Origin of the sequence: Burkholderia pseudomultivorans (assembly GCF_001718415.1) — a bacterium.
Taxonomy (GTDB): Bacteria; Pseudomonadota; Gammaproteobacteria; order Burkholderiales; family Burkholderiaceae; genus Burkholderia; species Burkholderia pseudomultivorans_A.
Genome location: NZ_CP013377.1, coordinates 1,994,712 through 2,014,631, shown reverse-complemented (window position 1 = coordinate 2,014,631; position 19,920 = coordinate 1,994,712). Strand labels below are relative to the sequence as shown.

The following is a 19,920-nucleotide window of genomic DNA, read 5'->3' as shown; positions in this document are numbered from 1 at the left end:
GCCGTTCCCGCCCGCGCGACGCGCATTACTGCAGCGTGGCGCCCGGCCCCTTCAGCACGACGCTTTGCCGGCCGTCGATGCCGACCGGCACGTCGCCGTGAACGGTCGCGCGGCGCACGACGCGGCGCGCATCGCCGTAGTCGTTGATCGCGTAATGCTGGGTCGCGCGGTTGTCCCAGATCGCGACGTCGCCTTCCTGCCAGCTCCAGCGCACGGTGTTCTCGAGGCGCGTCACGTGTTCGTGGAAGACCTGCAGCAGATGCGCGGAGTCCTGCGTCGACAGGCCCTTGATTCGCTGCACGAAGTGGCCGAGCACGAGCGTGCGCTCGCCCGTTTCAGGATGCACGCGCACGACCGGATGCTCGGTCTCGTAGACGGTCGACGTGAACACTTCGCGGTAGCGCTTCAGCTGCGTTTCGTCGGCGTGCACGTGGGTCGACGCGTAGTCGTACGCATTCGTATGGACGGCCCACAGCGTATCGGCGAGCGTGCGCAGCGTGTCGGGCAGATGCGCATACGCGGCGGCCGTGTTGGCCCATACCGTGTCGCCGCCGACCGGCGGGATCACGACGCCGCGCAGGATCGAGATCTTCGGGTACGCATCGACGAAGGTCACGTCGGTATGCCACGAGTTGGCGCGTGCGCCGTGCGCCGAATCGAGTTCGAGCAGATGCGCGCTGCCGTCGACGGACGGCACGGTCGGATGCGCGACCGTGTCGCCGAAGCGGCGCGCGAACGCTTCCTGCGCGGCGTCGTCGAGATGGCGCTGGCCGCGGAAGAACAGCACCTTGTGGCGCAGCAGCGCGGCCTGGATCGCGTCGAACGTCGCATCGTCGAGCGTGGCCGACAGCCGCACGCCGGAGATTTCGGCGCCGATCCGGCCGGCGACCTGGCGAAGCTGGAGCGGGGCGGCGGCCGTACGCGGCGCGGCATGCGATGACGGGTGAGCGGCGTGCTGGACTTCGGACATCGGGAGTCTCCTGAGGTGAGGGCGTTCGGGCTTCCATTCAAGCAGAGACCGCGCGGAACCGGAACCGATCAATCGTCACAACCTTAGCGTGCGGACGAGAACGATCGATATGCGCGGGAATGCGATGCAATGGCGCGTGCGTGTGCGCCTACCATGCGAGCCGCCATGCGCCGATCCGGCGCGCGTGCGGCGCATCGGCCCGCACAGGCGGGCCGCCCGGCCGATCGTCGTCGCCGCCGTCGTCGAAGTCGGCGAGCACCGTCGCGCGCAGCCGCGCGAATTCCGGCGAATCGCGGCGGCGCGGACGCGGCAGCGCGACGTCGACGATGCGCTCGATGCGGCCGGGGCGCGGCGCCATCGTGACGACGCGATCGCCGAGATAGACGGCCTCGTCGACGTCGTGCGTGACGAGGATCATCGTGATGCGTTCCTGTTCCCAGATGCGCAGCAGTTCGTTCTGCATGCGCGCGCGCGTCTGCGCGTCGAGCGCGCCGAACGGCTCGTCGAGCAGCAGCACGCGCGGACGGTTCACGAGGCCGCGCGCGATCGCGACGCGCTGCGCCATGCCGCCCGACAACTGGTTCGGATACGCGTGCTCGAAGCCGTTCAGGCCGACCAGCGCGATGTGATCCGCCACCGCGCGGCGCTTCTGCTGCGCATCGAGCGGCGCGTTGCGCAGCGCGGCCTCGATGTTCTGCGCGACGGTCAGCCACGGAAACAGCCGATGGTCCTGGAACACGATGCCGCGTTGCAGCGAGGTGTCGCGCACGATCTCGTCGCCCGCGCGGATCTCGCCCGCATAGTCGGTGTCGAGCCCCGCGATCAGCCGCAGCAGCGTCGACTTGCCGCAGCCGCTCGCGCCGACGATCGTGACGAACTCGCCGGCGCGCACGTGCAGCGATACGTCGTCGAGCACGGCGAGCGAGGCGCCGCGCTGCGCATAGCGTTTGCTCACGTGAAGGATGTCGAGCGAATCGGAGGCGAGGGTCGTCATGGCGGAGCAGGCGGAGGAAGTCACGGGGAAAAGGGACGATCAGGCGTTCAGGTCGCCGCGCCGCGCGAGCACCTTGCGCTCGATCGCGCGGGCGAGCGCGTTCAGCGCCCAGCCGGTTGCGCCGACGACGATGATGCCGAACAGCACGAGATCCATGCGGAACTGCTCGCTGCCGTCGATCAGCGTGTTGCCGATGCCGCTGCCCGCGACGAGCAAGTATTCGGCGCCGAGCGTCGCGAGCCACGAATAGATGAGGCCGAGATAGAGCCCGGTGAAGATCGACGGCAGCGCGGCGGGCAGGATCACGTGGCGCACGAGCTGAAGCCGCGAATAGCGCAGCGCACGCGCGACGTCGACATAGGCGCGCGGCACCGCGTGAATGCCGTCGCAGGTATGCGCGGCGACGGGCAGCAGCGCGGCGAGCGACAGGAACACGACCTTCGCGACGTCGCCGAGGCCGAACCAGACGGAGATCAGCGGAATCCACGCGAACAGCGAGATCTGCTTGAAGGTGTCGAAACTCGGGCCGACGATGCGCGTCGCGACGCGCGACAGCCCGAGCGCGGCGCCGAGCAGCAGCCCGCCAGTTGCGCCGATCGCGAAGCCGCATGCTTCGCGCGCAAGCGACGCCGACAGCGCGCGGGCCAGCGCGCCGCTCGTGATCTGCGTCCATGCGGTGCGCAGCACGTCGGCGGGGCTGACGAGCAGCCCGCTGTTGATCAGGTGCGCGGACGCGATCGCCCACCAGATCGCGACCGCGGCCAGCGGCAGCACGAGGCCGCGCCAGTCGGGCGCGTGGCGGCGTCGTGTCACGACGGCGGCGTGCCGGGCTTCGTGCGGGATCGGCGTAGTGGAATGCGGCATAAAAGGATTCCTCGGAAGGCGCGGCGCGCAGCGTCAGCCGCGAAACGCGGACGGCACGCCGCGCCGCAGGCGCGCTTCGAGCGCGTCGAGCAGCCGGTTGATCAGCAGGCCGACCGCGCCGACCACGACGACGGCGGCCATCACGAGATCGAGCTGGAACAGTTGCCTGCCGTACACGATCAGGTAGCCGAGCCCTTCGGACGACGCGACGAGCTCGACGACGACGAGCGCGAGCCACGACTTCGTGAACGCGAGCCGCACGCCGGTCGCGAGCGTCGGCACGGCGGCCGGCAGCACGACGTGGACGATGCGCTGGCGGCGCGTGTAGCCGAATCCGCGCGCGACCTCGTCGAGCGCGGCGGGCGTCTGACGAAAGCCTTGCAGCGTGCTCAGCGTGACCGGTACCAGCGCCGCGTGCGCGATCAGCAGGTACTTGAGCGGCTCGCCGACGCCGACGAGCAGCAGCAGGAACGGCAGCCAGCCGAGCACCGGAATCTGCACCAGCGCATTGAAGCTCGGCAGCACGTACGCCTCGAACGTGCGCGACAGGCCGAGCGCCGCGCCGATCGCGAAGCCGAGCAGCGTGCCGGCCGCGAAACCGACCAGCACGCGCTGCAGGCTGATCAGCGTATGGCGCAGCAGATCGCCGCTCGCCGCGAGTTCGGCGAGTGCCTGATAGACCTGTTCGGGCGGCGGCAGGATCTGCGGCGCAATCCAGCCGCGCGCGCTGCCGACGTTCCATAGCGTGAACAGCAGCGCGGGGAGCACCCATGGCGCGAGCAGCCATGCCAGCCGCTTCGCGGCCGCGCGACGGCGCGACGACGCGCCGAGCGCATGCGGGTCGGACGACGGGATCGGGATCGCGGTGTCGCTCATCGGCGGATTCCGGTTCAGGACAGCGGCTTGCCGGACGCGTCGTAGCGCGGCCAGTACTGTTCGAGCTTCTGCGCGCGCAGCGCGTTGTCGAGATACTTCGGCTCGAACCAGCCGTCGACGTCGATCGGCTGGCGAATCAGCTTCAGTCGCAACGCGTCCTGTGCGACGGCCTTGTAGCGCGCGACCAGGAACGGGTCGATCAGCGGCGACAGGCGATCCTTCAGGCGCTGGTTCGCATAGTCGGCCTGCCACGACGACACCGGCACGCCGCTCTTCGCCCACAGCCTGAACAGCGCATCGCGGTTCGCTTCGTCGGACGACCAGCGCGCGCCTTTCACGACCGCGTCGACCACGCGCTGCACGATGTCGGGATGCGCGCGTTCGAAGTCGTCGAGCACGAGCAGGTGGGTCTGGCGCGTGAACTGAGGACCGTCGTTCTGCGATTCGTAGATGATCTTCGCGAGCCCCGCGTCGCGCAGCTTGTACAGCTGATAGTCGTTCACCGACGCGTCGATGCCCTTCGACGCGAGTGCGGCCAGCGCGCTCGCGGTGTCGAGGTTGGTCACGCGCAGGTCGCGTTCGTCGAGCCCGTTCTTCGCGAGCGCGTTGTCGGCGACGAGCTGCAGGTTCGTGCCGCGGAAGATCGAGACGCGGCGGCCCTTCAGGTCCTTGATCGACTTGATGTCGGAATCGGGCGGCACCGCGATCTTGACGCCCGAGCGGACGCTGGTGGCGAGCAGCAGATGCGTCTTGAGCCCGTTGGCGCGCGCGAGCACGGCGGGCAGGTCGCCCTGGTACGCGAAGTCGAGCGCCTTGTTGGCGATCGCTTCGTTGACGGCCGGCCCCGCACCCTTGAAGAACAGCCATTGCACCTTGATGCCGTCGGCCGCGAATTCCTTTTCGACAAGCTGTTGCAATTGCACGGTCGCGGCGGACGAGCCGCCGAAGGTCGGCGGGTCGCCGGCGCCTTGCTGCGCGACGCCGATGCGGATGGTGGCGGGCTTGTCCGCGTGCGCGGCGGCGGCCGGCAGCGCGAAGACGGAGGCGATCAGCAGCGATCGCAGCAGACGCAGTGGAAGCATGGATCGATCAAAGTGGAAACGTTAGGGAACGAAACCGGGCGCGAGCCCGTCGGGTCATTCTCGATGACGCTCCGGGCGCGGACAAGCAACGATTTGAACTATGCTTATCGCGGTGGTGCAGGTGATCAAAGACGGTGGCGCGGATATGCGACGCGCGCGGCGGCCGCGATGTCGTCGCCGGAGACGAAGCGGAGGCGGGCATGCAAGTCGAGGACCTGACAGGCGCGGCGCTGGATTATTGGGTGGCGATGGCCATGGATCGCGATGCGCCGCGCGTCGATGCGTCGGGCTGCACGGTGGTGGGCGAGCGGGGCGGCGCGCCGGTGCCGTTTGCGCCGTCGTCGTCGTGGGCCGACGGCGGTCCGCTCGTCGAGCGGCTGCCGTTCGCCGCATTCGAGCGCGACGGCGCGTGCGGTCCGTGGCGTGCCGTGCTGCATCGCGCGGTGCCGGCCGCGGGCGAGCGCTGCACGTTCAACCAGTCGGGGCCGACGCTGCTGGTCGCCGCGATGCGCACGCTGGTTGCGTCGACGTTCGGCGACGACGTACCGGATCTCGACATGACGCGGCCGCGCGGCGTGCCGCCTTCGGTCTGACGAATTCGACATTGCAGCAGTCGTTGCAGCCATGGCTGCAATGACGCGAACCCGACTCGTCCGCTTGCCGTCCTAGCCTGCCTGGGGCGCGCCGAGATTGCGGATCGCGATCGACGCGACGTCGACTCGCTTCGGCAGGATCGCATCGGCCGCCGCGCGGTCGGCGACGCGTTGCAGCACCGCGATGTCCACGCCGGTCAGGCCGCGCTGTGCGAGTGGCGCCCGGCGCACGATGTCGGCGGCCGCATCGGGCGGCAGGCGCGTCAGCGATGCGTAGACGCTTGCGTAATCGGCCGGATGCGACAGCGCCCATTGACCGGCGCGCGTGAGCCGCGCGAGTACGTCGGCGAGCGCCGCGCGTTTCGCACGATCGTTCAGCGTGTCGACCGGCGACGTGAGAAACGCGAGTCCCGAGTTGATGCCGCTGCCGTCGCGCACGACGCGCGCGCCGCGTCGCACCACATGCCCGTAGTACGGATCGAAGGTCGCCCAGATCGGGATCTGCTTCGCCTCGAACGCGGCGAACGCATCGACGGGCAGCACGAAGCGCACGTCGACGTCGGCGGCCGCGAGGCCGTGTTCGCGCAGCGCGCCGTACAGCTGGTACTGGGAGATGCTGCCGCGCGCCGACGATACGACGACCGTGCGTCCCTTCAGGTCCGCGACCGTGCGGACCGGCGAGTCGGGCTGCACGACGATGCCGAGCGATGCCGGCGAGCCGACGCGGGTCGCGACGATCCGCAGCGCCGGATCGCCGAGCGCGGCGGTCAGCACCGGCAGGTCGCCGGCCGGTGCGAGATCGATCGCGCCCGCGCGCTGCGCCTCGAACAGCGGCGCGGCGCCCTGGAAATTGGCCCAGCGGAACCGGTACGGCGCGCCGTCGAGCACGCGCGCGGCCTCCGCGAGCGCGCGCAGGCCGCCGGCCTGGTCGCCGAGCACGAGCGTGACGTTCGACAGATCCTGGGCGGCGGCGTGGGCGGGCAGCGCGCGAGCGGCGAGCGGCGCGGCCGCGAGTGCCGCGAGACGCAGCAGCGTGCGGCGACGGGTGACGGAGGGGGCGTGATGCATCGGCGGCGTGTCCTCGGTGATCCGCGTGTTCATGGCGCGGCTGCCGGGCAGCTTACGGAATCGGTTTCCCGCCGACAAACATCGAATCGTGAAATGCATATTCGGGCGGAGCGGGTGTGCGGTGGCCGAGGCTCGCGTACATGCAGGCAGGCGGCAACGCGAGTTCGCTTGGAATGTGCTGCGATGGCGGATCGGCGTCCGGGACAGGGCGGCGGTCCAGCGCGTTCGTCATCGGCCCTCGCACAGCCGACGCGCATTACGGGGCCGGCACGACCGTCCGCAGGAACGCGCGCACCGCCGGCGCTTTTTCGAATCGCCGGTGCGCGAGCGCAAGCTCCGACATGATCGGCTTGCCCGCGATCGGCCGGTAGACGACGCCCGGCAGCGACACGCAGTCGGCGAGCGCATCGGGAATCACCGCGACCCAGCCGTTCACGGACACGCAGGCGAGCACCGCGAGCAAGCCGCCCGGCCGCGCGGCGATCACCGGCGCGAAGCGGCCGCGGCGCGCGACTTCGAGCGTGCCCCGTTCCTGCTCCGGCACCGCGAAGCGCGCATCGGCGAGATCGGCGGCGCGCACGGTCGCCATCGCCGCGTAACGCGAATCGGCCGGCACCGCCGCGACGAACACGTCGCGCTGCAGCGTGACGATCCGCAGCCCGCCCGGCAGCGGCAACGGCGGCCGCACATAGGCGAGATCGAGCCGGCCGGCGTCGAGCTGCCGCGCGACGTCGTCCATCGGGACTTCGCGCAGGTCCAGTTCGATGCGCGGATGCGCGGCGCGATACGCGCCGACCGTGCGCTGCAAGGTGCCCGAATAGACGGCGGACGACACATAGCCGATCTCGATGCGGCCGAGCTCGCCGCGCTCGGCCAGCGCCGCGAGCTCGCGGCCGCGCCGCAGATGCTCGAACGCGGCGCTCGCCTCGCCGAGGTAGGCCTCGCCCGCCGCGCTCAGCGTGACCGCGCGCCGCGACCGGTGAAACAGCCGCACGCCGAGCAGGCGCTCGGCTTCCTGGATCTGTCGCGTGAGTGCGGGCGGCGCCATGTCGAGCGCCTCGGCCGCGCGAGCGAAGTGCAGATGCTGCGCGACGCTCAGGAACGCGCGGACGTGACGGAATTCGAGCCGGTCCATGATTGCAGGATTCGTCAATAAAACAGCGTGGGAGTGTCAATGACAGGCAATACCGGGCAAGCCTAGCATACGGCTCGTCCATCCTGTCCCGGAGTCGTCGATGTCCCTTTCTTCACCGGCGCCCGCCACGACGCGCGCGGGCCCCCGCATGCCGGCCGCCGCGACGCTTGCCGTCGCGTCGGCCACCTGCTCACTGATCGTGCTCGACACGAACGTCGTCGCGGTGTCGCTGCCGAGCATCGCGCGCAGCTTTCATGCGAGCTTCGCCGACGTCGAATGGGTCGTCAGCGCCTACATGACGGCGTTCGCCGCGTGCCTGCTGCCGGCCGGCGGCCTCGCCGACCGCTTCGGCCGCAAGCGGATGCTCGGCATCGGCCTTGCGCTGTTCGCGATCGCGTCGCTCGGCTGCGGCATCGCGCCGTCGGCCGGCTGGCTGATCGCCGCGCGCGCGACGAAGGGCGCGGGCGCCGCGCTGCTGCTGACGGCCGCGCTCGCGGTGATCGCGAACCGTTTCCCGGACGGTCGCGAACGCGCGCGCGCATGGGCGGTGTGGGGCATGTGCATGGGTATCGCGACGGCCGTCGCGCCGCTCGTTGGCGGTGCGATCACGCAGTGGATCGGCTGGCGCTGGGTGTTCCTGCTGAACCTGCCGGTCTGCATGCTGCTGGCGGCCGGTGCGCGCGGCGCAATCGACGAGTCGCGCGATCCGCAGGCGAAGCGCGTGGATTTCGCCGGCAGCCTGCTGTTCGGCGCGGCGCTTGCCAGCGCGATCGCGGCGCTGATCGGCGCGCCGTCGCACGGCTGGCTGTCGGCGGCGACGCTCGGCCGGCTCGCGCTCGCCGCCGCGCTGTTCGCGGCCTTCGTCGGCGCGGAACGCTGGCAGGCGCGGCCGATGATCGATCTCGCGCTGTTCCGCCAGCCGCGTTTCGTCGGCGCGGTGCTCGCGATGTTCGGCTATGCGGCCTGCGCGCAGGTGATGATGACGTTCCTGCCGCTGTACCTGCAGAACGCGTTCGGGATGTCGGCGATCGACGCAGGACTCGGGATGCTGCCGTTCGCGTTCGCGATGATCGCGGGACCGTCGCTCGGCGCGGCGCTGGGGGCGCGCGTATCGTCCGGCGGCGTGCTGGCCGCCGGGCTTGCGCTGATCGGCGCGGGCAATCTCGCGACCGCGGCGCTGACGGCGAGCGGCGCGTATCGATGGGTCGCGCTCGGCATGTTCGTGACCGGCTGCGGCGCGGGCATCATGAACGGCGACACGCAGAAGGCGATCATGGCGTGCGTGCCGCCGAACCGCACGGGGATGGCGTCGGGGATCAGCACGACGACGCGTTTCTCGGCGATCGTGACGGCCGTCGGCGTGCTCGGCGCGGTGCTGGCGGCTCGCACGCATGCGCAGCTCGACCGCCTGCTGGAGGCTGGGTCCGTGCTGCGCGGCAGCGTCGATGCGCGATTCATGTCGAGCCTGCTGGCCGGCGATCTCGCGCAGGCGCTCGGGCGCGTGCCGGCATCGGCCGCCGGCGCGCTCGCGCAGGCCGCGCCAACGGCGTTCGCGCGCGGTTTCGCCGATACGCTTGTCGTGAGCGGCGTGCTGGCGCTCGGGGTTGCGGTGGTCGCATACCGGTTGCTTGCGCAGCCAATGCGCGCGGCGTGACGGGCGAAGCCCGCTGCGGTTCCGTTCGAGATGGCGCGACCTGGAACGAGCGAGCGACGGCCCGGCATCTCGTTGCCCGGTGCGTACGCCTCAGTGCGACTTCGACGGCAGACGATGATGACGCGACACGCGCGCGACGGGCGCGCGTGGTGCCGTGCCGCACTGCGCCGCATGCCGGCGACGCGGCGTGCGAGCGGGTTCCGACGCGACCGCAGCGGCCGCTTTCGATGCCGGAATCGCCGCGACCGCCGGCCGCCCAGCTTCCGCCCCGAGCCAGCTTTGCGTCGCTTCGGCAACCAGCCCGCGCAGCCAGTGCACGCCTTCCACGCACGAGCCCGCTTCGTTCCACGTCATCCGGTACGCGATGTCGGGCGGATCGGCCGGCAGCGCGACGACGCCGAGCGGCAGCAGTTTCGCGTAGTGGCGCGCGAGCCGGTAGGTGGTGGTCAGCAGCAGGTCCGAGCGCACGAGTGCGTGCGCAGCAAGTTCGAAGTGCGGCAGCGTGACGACGATCCGCCGCTGCAGGCCGACGCGTTCGAGTTGCCGGTCGATCGCGCCCGACGCTTCGAGCCACGACGGCGTCGGGCACAGCTGCGGCGCATTGGCGAAATCGGCGGCCGTCATCGCGCCGCGTCGCGCGAGCGGATGCGTGGCGCGCATCAGGCATACGACGCGATCGTCGAACAGGTGGTCCTGCCGGAACCGCGACAGCCGGGCAGGGCGGTTGTCGATCACGAGGTCGAGTTCGCCGTCGGCGAGTGCGCGCTCGTCGTCGAAGCCGTCGCCGAGCGGATGGAACACGAGCTGCGCGTTCGGCGCGCGTTCGCGGAACAGCGCGACGAGCTTCGGCACGAACAGCACGTTCAGGTAGTCGGGGCAGCCGATCCGGTAGGTGCGCACCGACGTGCGCGCATCGAATCTCGGCTGCTGGATGCGGATGAAGTCGATCACACGCAGCGCGTTGCGCAGCGGTTCGATCAGCCGCGCGCCGAATTCGGTCGGCACCATCCCGTAGCGGCTGCGCACCAGCAGCGGATCGCCGAGCAGCGTGCGCAGCCGCTTCAGTGCGGCGCTGGTCGCCGGCTGCGACATGTTGAGCCGCACGGCCGCGCGCGACACGGTGCGCTCGGTCAGCAGCACGAGCAGGATGCGCATCAGGCGCGCATCGAGTACGTCGAGCGCGTTCGTGGTATCGAACGCGCCGGCCGGGCAGGCGTGCGGATCTAGCGCGTCCCGCATGGCGATGATCCTCCCTGCGACACGCGGCCCGCACGCATGGCAACGGCCGGCCGGCGGCGCATCATTTCGCGAAGCTGGCCGGCCAGCCGACGATGCGCTTCGGACGCGGCGGCGCGTACGTGCGCACCTTCGACGTCTTCAGCTTCAGGCGCACCAGCGATTCGGCGAGTGCGACCGCGGCCGACACGCCGTCGACGACGGGCACGCCCGTGCATTCCTCGATCTGCCGGTCGAGGCCGGCCATCCCGCCGCAGCCGAGGCAGATCACTTCCGCGTGATCGTCCTTCACCGCGCGCTGCGCCTGGTCGACGATCGATTCGATCGCGCGGGCCGGGTTCTCCTCGAGTTCGAGCACCGCGAGGCCGCTCGCGCGCACCGACGCGCAGCGCGCGTCGAGCCCCGCGAGCTTCAGGCGATCCTCGATCAGCGGCACCGTGCGGTCGAGCGTCGTGACGACCGAGTAGCGATGGCCGAGCAGCATCGCGACGCTGGCCGCCGCTTCGGTGATGTCGACGACCGGCGCGGTCAGCAGTTCCTGCAGGCCTTCGCGGCCGTGCTCGCCGTAGCCGGCCTGGATCACCGCGTCGTACGGTTCGTCGTAGCTCAGCACGCGATCCATCACGGCGATCGCCGCGAGGTAGCTTTCGAAGTTGCCTTCGACGGATTCGGCGCCGAAGCGCGGCGTCAGCCCGACGATCTCGGTGCCGGGCGATGCGGCCGCGCGCGCCTGCGCGGCGATCGCGTCGGTGATCGACTCGGTCGTGTTGACGTTGACTATCAGGATCCTCATCGGCGACTCCGTGTTTCCCGTTGCATATGTTCGAGGTTCAGTGCTGTGCGCAGGCGACCGCAATGTGCTCGCCGGAGCGCTCTTCGTATTCGCGCTTGCGATCGGCGCTCAGCCAGTACACGCCGCCCGCGACGGCCGCGCCGAGCAGCCAGGAGAACGGCGTCATCGCGCTGAACGCGGGCACGACCGCGAGCGTGATCGAGATCAGCGCGGACGGCACCAGTGCCGCGAGCGCCTTGCGGTTCACGCCGCGCGTATAGAAATAGGTGCCGCTCGGCGCTTCGGTATAGAGGTCGGGAACGTTGACGCGCTGCCTGCGCACGAGCCAGTAGTCGACCGTGATGATTCCGTACAGCGGCCCGAGCAGCGCGCCGAGGCCCGACAGGAAATAGACGATCACGACCGGGCTGTTGTACAGGTTCCACGGCAGGATCAGCACCGCGACCGTCGCGCTGATCAGGCCCGCGCGGCGGAACGTCAGGCGGTGCGGCGCGAGGCTCGTCAGCACGAAGGCGGGCGCGACGAAGTTCGCCATGATGTTGACGGCGACCGTCACGATCAGGAACGCGAGGCAGCCGAGCACGAGGAACAGCTTGTTCGGCACGGTCGCGATGATTTCGGTCGGGCTGTGGATCACCTGGCCGTTGAGCTTGAACTGCGCGCCCGCGAGCACGAAGCTGATCGTCGCGAACACGAGGATGTTGACGGGCAGGCCCCAGAAATTGCCGACGCGCACCGTCTTCGCGCTCGGCGACGAGCGCGCGAAATCGCAGAAGTTGAGCACCAGCGTGCCGTAGATCGCCAGCCACAGCGAGCCGCCCGCGAACACTTCCGTCCATGCCTTCAGGCCCGTCAGCGGCGCGCCGATCGACAGCGCGAGATGACCGCCGGTGCGGCTGAACATCCACGCCGCAAGCGACAGCGTCGTGACGAGGATGATCGGGCCGGCCAGCGCCTCGTACTTGCGGACCATCTCCATCCCGTACGCAAGGATGCCGATCTGCACGAACCAGATCGCGACGAACGTGATCCAGCCGAGCGACGACAGGCCGAGCACCGCGTTCCGGTCGAACGCGGCGAGACCCGGCCAGATCGCGGTGAGCAGCACGCGCAGCACGACCGACGCGAGATAGGTCTGGATGCCGAACCATGCGATCGCGATCACCGCGCGGATCATCGCGGGCAGCAGTGCGCCATAGATGCCGAAGCTCATCCGGCTGATCACCGGAAACGGCACGCCGGTTTTCTGGCCCATGTAGCCGGTCAGGTTCATGAAGCAGTAGACGAGCACCGCGCCGATCGCGAGCGACGCGAGCATCTGCCAGCCCGACAGGCCGAGCGCGAACAGCCCGATCGCGAACGAATAGTTCGCGATGTTGTGCACGTCGTTGGTCCACAGCGCAAAGATGCTGTAGCGGCCCCAGGTCCGGCCCTCGGCCTGGGTCGGCGCGAGATCGGGGTTGTGCAGCCGCAGGCTCAGCGCAGGGTCGCGCGCGGCTGCGTCGGTGCGATGCGATGCGTCGTCCGCGCCGAGCATGATGCCCGCGCGGTGGGTGGCTTCCAGTTGCACGCCGGTGTCTCCTTCCATGTTCGGGGCGCGAACCGGCCGCGTATGCACGCAGCGCTGGCCCGGCCGTCGTGGATGTTATGTGTCGGATTCGTTCGCGAGTATGGGCGGCCGTCGAAACGATGGGAAATTAAATATTCGCGTGGCCGTCATTCGAAAAATGAATGGGGTGGATCGACGGCGGCGGTACGCGGATTGCTTGTGATCGGGTTCCATCCACACGACATCGGCAGGAGGTGTCATGCAGCGATATTCACTTCGTCACGTATCGCGTGCCGTGTTCGCCGGCATCCTGATTGCAGGCCTGGCGGCGGGTGCGGGCTGTCAGAAGAAATCCGACACCGGCGACACGAGTTCCGGCCAGAGCGCCACGGGCGGCATGTCGCCCGCGCCGTCCACCGCGCCAGGCAGCGGCACGGCAGGCAGCGGCGCCGACATGGGGGCGAGCACACCGGGCGCGGCTTCGTCGCCGAGTGGCGCAAGCGGCGGCTGACGAGCGCATTCGCGAACGGTGTGCCGGCCGCAGGCGCGGTGCGGCATGCCGCGCGATCGTGCCGGCCGGACACGGGTGCCCTGCGGCCCCGTGCGTGCGGCTGCGTGTTTGAAAGATTTGCAAGGACCGTTGTAGCGAATCCCGGCGCGGCGGCGGCGCGTGCGCACGCCGACCGGACAAGGAGGTGCGATGCAGAACGCGGAATCGAATCCAACCCCGAAACAGCAGCAGGAAGCGGTGGCGAAGAGCCCCGTGAAGACGCCGGCGGCGGGCCACGACATGCCGGACGCGGCGACGCAGGCCCATGAGGTCGCGCAGCACCGGCCGCTGTCGCCCGAGGCCATTGCCGCGAAGACGCCGACCGGCTTGCCGCCGATCGACACGAGCGCGCATGCGGTCGACAGCGGCGACCCGGTCCGCCGCGCAGCCGGCCGGATCGTGACGCTCGACAACGCGAACATGGCGATGACCGACAACACGGTCGACGTCGACGGCAAGGGCATGGAGGCGCGAACCGGCGCGTCCGAGTGGCACGACAACGTGATCTATTCGAATGCGTCGCTCGACGACAGCGTCGATACGCCGGACGAAGGGCTCGGCGGCATCGAGAGCCGGCCGTCCGGCAATTTGCCGCAGATCGCGACGCGGCCGGGCTGGCGCGTGCGCTACGTCGGCGACGTGGACATCGAACATGGCGACGGCACGCGCGCGGAGCACGTGATCCGCCTGGAGCGCATCGACTGAATGCGGGCGGCCCGAGACGGCCCCGGCCAAGGGCCGGGGCGTCGCGGCCGACGAATCGCCGTGCCTTACTGCGGTCCGAGTTCCTGCGCGGACGTATCGGCGTCGTTGCCCTGCGCGACGAGCACGTGAATGTCGTTCGGCGTCACGTCGCCGATGCCGCCCGACGGGATCGTCACGAGCAGCCAGTCGGCGTTGTTGTTCAGCGCGACCGGCGCGGTCTTCAGGATCGGCGTCTTGCTGCCGGCCGTCGTGACGATCACCTGGTAGTTGCCGCCGTTCAGGTAGACGGAGTCCTGGCCCGAGGCCGGCGATGCGTTCTGATACGCGGCGCCGGACAGCGTCGGGCTTTGCGTCGTGATGTCGGTGCCGGGCGGCACGACGTACACGTCGACGTTCTGCGCGTTCGGCGACGCATTGAAGCTGCGCACGCGCGCCTTGTCGGACAGCAGCCCCTTCGCATACGGATCGTCGACGACCGAGATCGGCGACGAGGTGCTGGGCAGCGCGATCGTCGTGTAATGGTGGCCGTTCGCGGCGCTGAACGACTGCGACGCGACGGTCGTCGTCGTGCCCGACACGTCGTAGCTGGCGTTCTGCGTACCCGAGTCGACGTCGTGATAACGCGTGACGCCCTTGTACGCGATGCCCGACGCATCGATCTTCGCATTCAGGTAGTAGTCGAGGTTGGGGCCGGCCGGCACCGCGTTGATGAAGCGCGCCTGCGGCTTCGAGATGCCCAGCTCGGTCCCGACGTCGTTGCCGTCGCCGCCGCATGCCGCGAGCACGGAGATGACCGAGCACAGGGCCACTACAGTTCGGATTGATCTCATGTTTTTTTCCTCTCGTTCAGGGAACCTGCTTGCGATGCGGGATCGCCGCACGGGGATTCGCGCGGGGCGCAGCGCCGGTTGAGGGAAGGTAGTCGTCCGCCGTGTCGGCGGGCGCAGCGATGACGCAAGTGACGTGCCTGCGCGGCGCGCGCGGCGTGAAACCGCGTGTGAAAGCGCGGCGCGGCAGGGCAGGACGAAGGGGCGACAGGAAGAGGGCGCGTGCGTGTTCAGCCGGTTGTAAAAAGGCAGCGCCGCGACACGCGGTGTGGCGCTGCATCGTCGCGCCGTTTCAAACGGCAATCGGGTTGCGATGCGTGCGATCGAGGCCGTCGTGATGTCGAGCGCGACACGATCGCGTCGCGCACGATGCGACGGGCATGCCGCGCGCGGCGATGTTTCAGCGGTTCACGAGCTTCGCCGGATATGCGAGCGCGAGTGCGCAGCCGACCAGCATGCACGCGGCGAAGCCGTACAGCCCTGCGCTCTGCGAATGGAACGTGTCGCGCAGCCAGCCGATGAAATAGGTGCTGCCGAAGCCGCCGAGGTTCGCGATCGAGCAGGCGAACGCGATCCCGCCTGCGGCGGCCGAACCCTTCAGGAACGTGGACGGCAGCGCCCACACGACGGGCATCGCGGCCGCCGCGCCCGCGTTGATCAGCGAGAACAGCAGCACCGTGCCGACCGTGCCGTGCGACGACGTCGCGGCGATCGCGAGCGCGACGGCGGACACGACGAACGGCACGACGATATGCCAGCGGCGTTCGCGCGCGCGGTCCGAACTCGCGCCGCAATACAGCGTCGCGAGCACGGCGGCCGCGTTCGGGATCACCATCAGCCAGCCGATGTGATACGCGTCCTTCACGCCGGTGTCGCGCAGGATCGTCGGCAGCCAGAAGCTCACCGCGTACAGCCCGAGCAGCACGCACAGGTCGATCAGGCCGAGGGCCCACACCTTCGGATCGGAGAACGCGCGGCCGAGCGCGTGGCTCTTGTTGCCGGCCGGGTCGCGGTCGAGATTCGCGCGCAGGATGCGCTTCTCGTCGGCGTTCAGCCATTGCGCGGATTCGATGCTGTTGGGCAGCCAGCGCAGCACCGCGAAGCCGAGCAGCACGGAAGGCAGCGCCTCGAGCAGGAACAGCCACTGCCAGCCGCCGAGCCCGTGCACGCCGTCGAACGCGCGCATGATCCAGCCGGAGATCGGGCTGCCGATCATGCTCGACAGCGGCAGCCCGACCATGAACAGCGCGACGATCCGCGCGCGGCGCGCATCGGGATACCACTGCGTCAGGTACAGCAGCACGCCCGGCAGGAAGCCGGCTTCGGCGGCGCCGAGCAGGAAGCGCACGACGTAGAACTGCATCGGCGTATGCACGAACATCGTCGCGCCCGACAGCAGGCCCCACGTGATCATGATGCGCGCGATCCACAGCTTTGCGCCGACGCGCTGCAGGATCAGGTTGCTCGGGACTTCGAACAGAATGTAGCCGCCGAAGAACAGGCCGGCGCCGAGCCCGTACACGGCATCGCTGAACTTCAGCGCGTCGAGCATCTGGAGCTTCGCGAGCCCGATGTTGATGCGGTCGAGGTAGGCCGCGAAGTAACACAGGCAGAACAGCGTGATCAGGCGCAGCGTGACCTTGCGGTAGAGCGTGCCGTGCAGCGCGTCGTCGGGGGAAACGGCGGCGCTCGGGTGTGCGGTAGACATGGGATTGCCCCTGTTCGAATGTGACGGGTAAGTGGGTCGCTGATCGACGCGAGCATGGTTCGAGGCGCGCGCTTGAGTCTGTATAGCACGCCAATTAAATAGCGTACACACTAGAAAATACGTGTTCAATCGCGCACGGCCCGCAGCGCGTCGTCTGGCGCGAACGTGTACCGATAATCCCTGTTTTTGCCGGGGGTTTTTGTACGAATCGGCAAGCGATGGAGCGCGAGCGCAGCGCGCGACGGAATGCACGAAATTCGTGCGTGTGCACTTCAAAGTGAAGCGTGTACACGGAACTGCGGCGCGCCGCGGAAGCGCGGGCGGACGGCGTGCGTATGCGGCGTCGCTCGTTGGACCACGACGAGGAGCGGCCGGAGCGATGGCGATCCGTCTTGATGCACCGCAATGAAGCGGCGGCGCGCACGCAATCTCGCCGATTCGAGGGTGTACACTGCTTGTCTTTCCGTTTTCAGGCCGCGCGGGCTTTCATTTTCATGGCGTCTTCGAAGGATTCCTACGACTTTCACGACCAGGTCGGGCATTTGTTGCGCCGCGCCTATCAGCGACACGTGTCGATCTTCCAGGAAGCGATTCCCGATTCGGACCTCACGGCCGCGCAGTTCGTGACGCTGTGCGCGGTCAAGGAGCGGCAGGCGAGCTCGCTGAACGATATCGTCAAGGCGACCGCGATCGACCAGGCGACGATTCGTGGCGTCGTCGAGCGGCTGAAGGCGCGTGCGCTGATCGAGGTGCTGCCCGATCCGAACGATGGCCGCAAGCTGCTCGTGCGCGCGACGGCGGCCGGTCTCGCGCTGATCGAGCGCACGGTGCCGTTCGCACGGCAGGTGACGGAGCGCACCTACGGCACGCTCAATCCCGGCGAGCGCGTCGCGCTGCAGTTCCTGCTGCGCAAGATGATGGAGGAGGACGGCGGCGCGTGACGCGTGCGCGGCGTGCGGGTGTTTACCCCGCGCCGACGGCGGCGCGCAGGTCGGCGTCGGCGGGCGTCATCAGCCGGCCCGCGTCGCGCAGTCCGGCGCGGATCGTCTCGGGCGTGAACGGCGGCGCGTAGAAGCGCACGCCCGTCGCGTCGAACAGCGCATTCGCGAGCGCGGCGGGGCCCGGCACCGACGCCGACTCGCCGGCGCCGAGCGGCGGCTCGCCCTGTCTCGGCACCAGCACGACGTCGACCTCCGGCACTTCATCGAAGGTCAGGATCGGATAGCTCGCCCATTCGCGCGACGCGACCTTGCCGTCGGCGAACCGCACGCGCTCCTTCAGCGTGCGGCTCAGCACCTGGATCACGTTGCCGTGAATCTGGTGGCGCACGCCGTCGGGGTTGATCATCGTGCCGGTGTCCTGGCCGACCGTGACGCGCTCCACGCGCAGCTCGCCCGACACGCGATCGACGCTCACATCGACGATCCATGCCGACCACGCGGCGCCGAAGCCGGGAAAGCGGCTGTGCACATAGCGCGCATACGCGATGCCGCGCCCGCGCACGACGCGCGCCGGATCGGGCTCGCGCCGCACGCGCGGCGTCCAGCCTGCGCGCGCGGCGACCGCGTACAGCAGATCGACTGCGCGCGTGTCCTGCAGATGACGGATGCGAAACGCGAGCGGATCGACGCCGGTCAGCGCCGCGCATTCGTCGACGAACGCATCGTGCGCGAACGAGTTCGGCAGCGCCGATACGCCGCGCAGCCACGACGCGCGCACGAGCGGCGCGAGATCCTCGCAGACGAAGCGCCGGTGCGCGCACACGTACGGCGACACGGCCGTGCGGTCGCCCATCTCGAACACGCGTGGCTCGGGCGCGAGCGCGCCGGTCAGCAGTGCGGCCAGCAGCGGCGCGTCGTTCGACGGATAGCGCGTCGAAAAGTCGTAGCCGAGCAGGCGGCCGTCGCGCGTGACGGTGCCGGTCACCTGCATCAGCTGGCCCGCGCCCTTCGGTTCCCACAGATGCTCGTCCGCGCGCGACAACTGCACGCGCACCGGGCGGCCGACCGCGCGCGACAGCAGCAGTGCGTCGCCGCACACGTCGTCCGCGCCGTTGCGGCCATAGCAGCCGGCCGCTTCCATCCGCACGATATCGAAGTCGGCTTCGTCGCGCGCGACGAGCGTCGCGAGGTCGTAGCGCAGCGACACCGGATTCTGCGTACCGGACCACACGGTGATGCGGCCGTCGCCCGGCGCGCGATAGTCGGCGACCGCGCACGACGGACCGATCGAGCCGTGCATCTGGAACGGCCACGCATAGCGGCGCGTCAGCGTGAGCGTGCCGGGCTGCGCACGCGCGGCTTCCACGTCGCCTTCGTCGAGCAGCAGCCGGCGCCGCGCGGGCGCGGCCGCGATCGCGGCGGCCGGATCGTCGAGCGGCGGCAGCGCGGCGGGCGGCCGCCACGTGACGCGCAGCTGGCGCGCGGCGCGGATCGCCTGCTCCTCGCGTTCGGCGACGACGCCGACGAAATCGCCGATCGCGACGACCGCGACCAGGCCCGGCACGTCGGCGACCGACGCGCGATCGACGTCGAGCAGCGACGCGCCGACGAATGCGCCGCTGTCGTGCCCCGCATACGGCGGCCGCACGACGCGACCGTGCAGCATGTCCGGCACGCGCACGTCGTGCACGAAGGTGAGTTGTCCGGTCGCTTTCGCGGGCAGGTCGACGCGCGGCGACGAGCGGCCGACGATCCGGTACTGCGCGGGATCCTTGGTGCGGGCGTTCAGGTCGAGCGTCAGCGCGATGCGGCGCGCCGCGACCAGTTCGGCGAAGCGGGCCGTTTGCCGCGCGTCGGCGGAACCGGCGGTCGAGATCGCGCCGTCGTCGACGCTCAGCCGGGCGGCATCGACGCCGAACCGTTCGGCCGCGAGCGCGAGCAGCGCGTGTCGCGCCTGCGCGGCCGCGCAGCGCAGCGGCGTCGCCGAGATCTGGATCGTCGCGCTCGCGATGGTCGGGCCCTGGTTCGGCGTCGCGGCCGTGTCGCCGAGCACCATCGTCACGCGCGCGGCCGGCACGTCGAGTTCCTCGGCGACGATCTGTGCGAGCGACGTGCGGATGCCGGTGCCGAGATCGACGTGCCCGTTGAATGCGAGGATGCGGCCGTCGTCGAGGATCGCGACGAATACCTCGGGCAGGTCGGGCACATACGACGACAGGCTGCCCGGCTGGCCGGGCGCCGGCTTGACGGGCGGCGCGGGCGGCCGGATCACGGTCAGGCAGCCGTTGCGCGCGAGCAGTTCGGAGCGGTTCACGAGGGCGGGATCCTGTCGCGGGATGCGCGGGGCGATAAGGTTGGTCGGGCGGCGGCCGGCG

19 protein-coding genes are annotated in these 19,920 nt (G+C 69.8%); 4 read left to right on the top strand and 15 right to left on the bottom strand.

All coding sequences use genetic code 11. From position 1 onward, the window contains the following. Positions 1-25: 25 nt before the first annotated feature. From WS57_RS08535 to WS57_RS08515, 5 genes are all read right to left on the bottom strand, one after another. On the bottom strand, positions 26-970 hold the full coding sequence (locus WS57_RS08535) for a TauD/TfdA dioxygenase family protein (protein WP_009690305.1): 945 nt from the start codon (positions 968-970) through the stop codon (positions 26-28). Positions 971-1,118: 148 nt separating this feature from the next. Further along, complete coding sequence (locus WS57_RS08530; RefSeq protein ID WP_059515044.1) at positions 1,119-1,964, bottom strand: ABC transporter ATP-binding protein; 846 nt, start codon at positions 1,962-1,964, stop codon at positions 1,119-1,121. A gap of 39 nt (positions 1,965-2,003) precedes the next feature. Further along, positions 2,004-2,828, bottom strand: a complete 825-nt coding sequence (locus WS57_RS08525; RefSeq protein WP_059515045.1) for an ABC transporter permease — start codon at positions 2,826-2,828, stop codon at positions 2,004-2,006. A gap of 33 nt (positions 2,829-2,861) precedes the next feature. Continuing rightward, positions 2,862-3,704 (bottom strand): ABC transporter permease, encoded by an 843-nt coding sequence (locus tag WS57_RS08520; protein ID WP_069244039.1) that lies wholly within the window; start codon positions 3,702-3,704, stop codon positions 2,862-2,864. A 14-nt stretch (positions 3,705-3,718) separates the two neighbouring features. Then, a complete protein-coding gene (locus WS57_RS08515) occupies positions 3,719-4,786 on the bottom strand; it encodes an ABC transporter substrate-binding protein (RefSeq protein WP_040129749.1) in 1,068 nt (355 codons plus the stop codon). A 200-nt stretch (positions 4,787-4,986) separates the two neighbouring features. Between WS57_RS08515 and WS57_RS08510 the strand changes: the two genes are divergently transcribed. Next, positions 4,987-5,379 (top strand): phage protein NinX family protein, encoded by a 393-nt coding sequence (locus WS57_RS08510; RefSeq protein ID WP_059515096.1) that lies wholly within the window; start codon positions 4,987-4,989, stop codon positions 5,377-5,379. A gap of 72 nt (positions 5,380-5,451) precedes the next feature. Here WS57_RS08510 and WS57_RS08505 read toward each other — a convergent pair whose 3' ends face one another. Genes WS57_RS08505 through WS57_RS08500 form a run of 3 tightly spaced genes read right to left on the bottom strand, consistent with a single transcriptional unit; the run spans position 5,452 to position 7,582 of the window. After that, positions 5,452-6,447 (bottom strand): ABC transporter substrate-binding protein, encoded by a 996-nt coding sequence (locus WS57_RS08505; protein ID WP_069244356.1) that lies wholly within the window; start codon positions 6,445-6,447, stop codon positions 5,452-5,454. Positions 6,448-6,499: 52 nt separating this feature from the next. Next, a complete protein-coding gene (locus tag WS57_RS36910; protein ID WP_155774270.1) occupies positions 6,500-6,679 on the bottom strand; it encodes a hypothetical protein in 180 nt (59 codons plus the stop codon). A 24-nt stretch (positions 6,680-6,703) separates the two neighbouring features. Further along, entirely contained in the window at positions 6,704-7,582 is an 879-nt protein-coding gene (locus tag WS57_RS08500; RefSeq protein ID WP_069244038.1) for a LysR family transcriptional regulator, read from the bottom strand. Positions 7,583-7,682: 100 nt separating this feature from the next. Here WS57_RS08500 and WS57_RS08495 point away from each other — a divergent pair, with 100 nt between their 5' ends. Further along, positions 7,683-9,236, top strand: coding sequence for an MFS transporter (locus WS57_RS08495; protein WP_069244037.1), 1,554 nt, complete (start codon positions 7,683-7,685; stop codon positions 9,234-9,236). A gap of 90 nt (positions 9,237-9,326) precedes the next feature. Here WS57_RS08495 and WS57_RS08490 read toward each other — a convergent pair whose 3' ends face one another. From WS57_RS08490 to WS57_RS37570, 4 genes are all read right to left on the bottom strand, one after another. Beyond that, entirely contained in the window at positions 9,327-10,475 is a 1,149-nt protein-coding gene (locus tag WS57_RS08490; protein ID WP_069244036.1) for a LysR family transcriptional regulator, read from the bottom strand. A 61-nt stretch (positions 10,476-10,536) separates the two neighbouring features. Next, entirely contained in the window at positions 10,537-11,265 is a 729-nt protein-coding gene (locus WS57_RS08485) for an aspartate/glutamate racemase family protein (RefSeq protein ID WP_069244035.1), read from the bottom strand. Between the two features lie 37 nt (positions 11,266-11,302). Beyond that, positions 11,303-12,853, bottom strand: a complete 1,551-nt coding sequence (locus WS57_RS08480) for an NCS1 family nucleobase:cation symporter-1 (protein WP_155741148.1) — start codon at positions 12,851-12,853, stop codon at positions 11,303-11,305. A 303-nt stretch (positions 12,854-13,156) separates the two neighbouring features. Continuing rightward, positions 13,157-13,372 (bottom strand): hypothetical protein, encoded by a 216-nt coding sequence (locus WS57_RS37570; RefSeq protein WP_167361707.1) that lies wholly within the window; start codon positions 13,370-13,372, stop codon positions 13,157-13,159. Between the two features lie 142 nt (positions 13,373-13,514). Between WS57_RS37570 and WS57_RS08470 the strand changes: the two genes are divergently transcribed. Then, the gene (locus WS57_RS08470; protein WP_040129736.1) at positions 13,515-14,069 is read left to right on the top strand and encodes a DUF3005 domain-containing protein; all 555 of its coding nucleotides are present in this window, start codon (positions 13,515-13,517) and stop codon (positions 14,067-14,069) included. A gap of 65 nt (positions 14,070-14,134) precedes the next feature. Here the strand turns inward: WS57_RS08470 and WS57_RS08465 are convergent, their stop codons facing one another. Together WS57_RS08465 and WS57_RS08460 are read right to left on the bottom strand one after the other, a co-directional pair. After that, the gene (locus WS57_RS08465; protein ID WP_040129735.1) at positions 14,135-14,899 is read right to left on the bottom strand and encodes a DUF4397 domain-containing protein; all 765 of its coding nucleotides are present in this window, start codon (positions 14,897-14,899) and stop codon (positions 14,135-14,137) included. Between the two features lie 397 nt (positions 14,900-15,296). After that, on the bottom strand, positions 15,297-16,604 hold the full coding sequence (locus WS57_RS08460; RefSeq protein WP_009689295.1) for an MFS transporter: 1,308 nt from the start codon (positions 16,602-16,604) through the stop codon (positions 15,297-15,299). A 494-nt stretch (positions 16,605-17,098) separates the two neighbouring features. Between WS57_RS08460 and WS57_RS08455 the strand changes: the two genes are divergently transcribed. Beyond that, the gene (locus WS57_RS08455) at positions 17,099-17,545 is read left to right on the top strand and encodes a MarR family winged helix-turn-helix transcriptional regulator (protein WP_009689296.1); all 447 of its coding nucleotides are present in this window, start codon (positions 17,099-17,101) and stop codon (positions 17,543-17,545) included. A 22-nt stretch (positions 17,546-17,567) separates the two neighbouring features. Here the strand turns inward: WS57_RS08455 and WS57_RS08450 are convergent, their stop codons facing one another. Further along, positions 17,568-19,859 carry a xanthine dehydrogenase family protein molybdopterin-binding subunit gene (locus WS57_RS08450; protein WP_059515050.1) on the bottom strand — a complete coding sequence of 764 codons (2,292 nt, stop codon included), beginning with the start codon at positions 19,857-19,859 and terminating at the stop codon, positions 17,568-17,570. Positions 19,860-19,920: the final 61 nt, after the last annotated feature.

What these genes read in the sequence shown, in the direction of transcription:
- WS57_RS08535 (WP_009690305.1), bottom strand. Translation starts at nt 970, where the DNA reads ATGTCCGAAGTCCAGCACGCCGCTCACCCGTCATCGCATGCCGCGCCG.
- WS57_RS08530 (WP_059515044.1), bottom strand. Translation starts at nt 1,964, where the DNA reads ATGACGACCCTCGCCTCCGATTCGCTCGACATCCTTCACGTGAGCAAA.
- WS57_RS08525 (WP_059515045.1), bottom strand. Translation starts at nt 2,828, where the DNA reads ATGCCGCATTCCACTACGCCGATCCCGCACGAAGCCCGGCACGCCGCC.
- WS57_RS08520 (WP_069244039.1), bottom strand. Translation starts at nt 3,704, where the DNA reads ATGAGCGACACCGCGATCCCGATCCCGTCGTCCGACCCGCATGCGCTC.
- WS57_RS08515 (WP_040129749.1), bottom strand. Translation starts at nt 4,786, where the DNA reads ATGCTTCCACTGCGTCTGCTGCGATCGCTGCTGATCGCCTCCGTCTTC.
- WS57_RS08510 (WP_059515096.1), top strand. Translation starts at nt 4,987, where the DNA reads ATGCAAGTCGAGGACCTGACAGGCGCGGCGCTGGATTATTGGGTGGCG.
- WS57_RS08505 (WP_069244356.1), bottom strand. Translation starts at nt 6,447, where the DNA reads ATGCATCACGCCCCCTCCGTCACCCGTCGCCGCACGCTGCTGCGTCTC.
- WS57_RS36910 (WP_155774270.1), bottom strand. Translation starts at nt 6,679, where the DNA reads ATGACGAACGCGCTGGACCGCCGCCCTGTCCCGGACGCCGATCCGCCA.
- WS57_RS08500 (WP_069244038.1), bottom strand. Translation starts at nt 7,582, where the DNA reads ATGGACCGGCTCGAATTCCGTCACGTCCGCGCGTTCCTGAGCGTCGCG.
- WS57_RS08495 (WP_069244037.1), top strand. Translation starts at nt 7,683, where the DNA reads ATGTCCCTTTCTTCACCGGCGCCCGCCACGACGCGCGCGGGCCCCCGC.
- WS57_RS08490 (WP_069244036.1), bottom strand. Translation starts at nt 10,475, where the DNA reads ATGCGGGACGCGCTAGATCCGCACGCCTGCCCGGCCGGCGCGTTCGAT.
- WS57_RS08485 (WP_069244035.1), bottom strand. Translation starts at nt 11,265, where the DNA reads ATGAGGATCCTGATAGTCAACGTCAACACGACCGAGTCGATCACCGAC.
- WS57_RS08480 (WP_155741148.1), bottom strand. Translation starts at nt 12,853, where the DNA reads ATGGAAGGAGACACCGGCGTGCAACTGGAAGCCACCCACCGCGCGGGC.
- WS57_RS37570 (WP_167361707.1), bottom strand. Translation starts at nt 13,372, where the DNA reads ATGCCGCACCGCGCCTGCGGCCGGCACACCGTTCGCGAATGCGCTCGT.
- WS57_RS08470 (WP_040129736.1), top strand. Translation starts at nt 13,515, where the DNA reads ATGCAGAACGCGGAATCGAATCCAACCCCGAAACAGCAGCAGGAAGCG.
- WS57_RS08465 (WP_040129735.1), bottom strand. Translation starts at nt 14,899, where the DNA reads ATGAGATCAATCCGAACTGTAGTGGCCCTGTGCTCGGTCATCTCCGTG.
- WS57_RS08460 (WP_009689295.1), bottom strand. Translation starts at nt 16,604, where the DNA reads ATGTCTACCGCACACCCGAGCGCCGCCGTTTCCCCCGACGACGCGCTG.
- WS57_RS08455 (WP_009689296.1), top strand. Translation starts at nt 17,099, where the DNA reads ATGGCGTCTTCGAAGGATTCCTACGACTTTCACGACCAGGTCGGGCAT.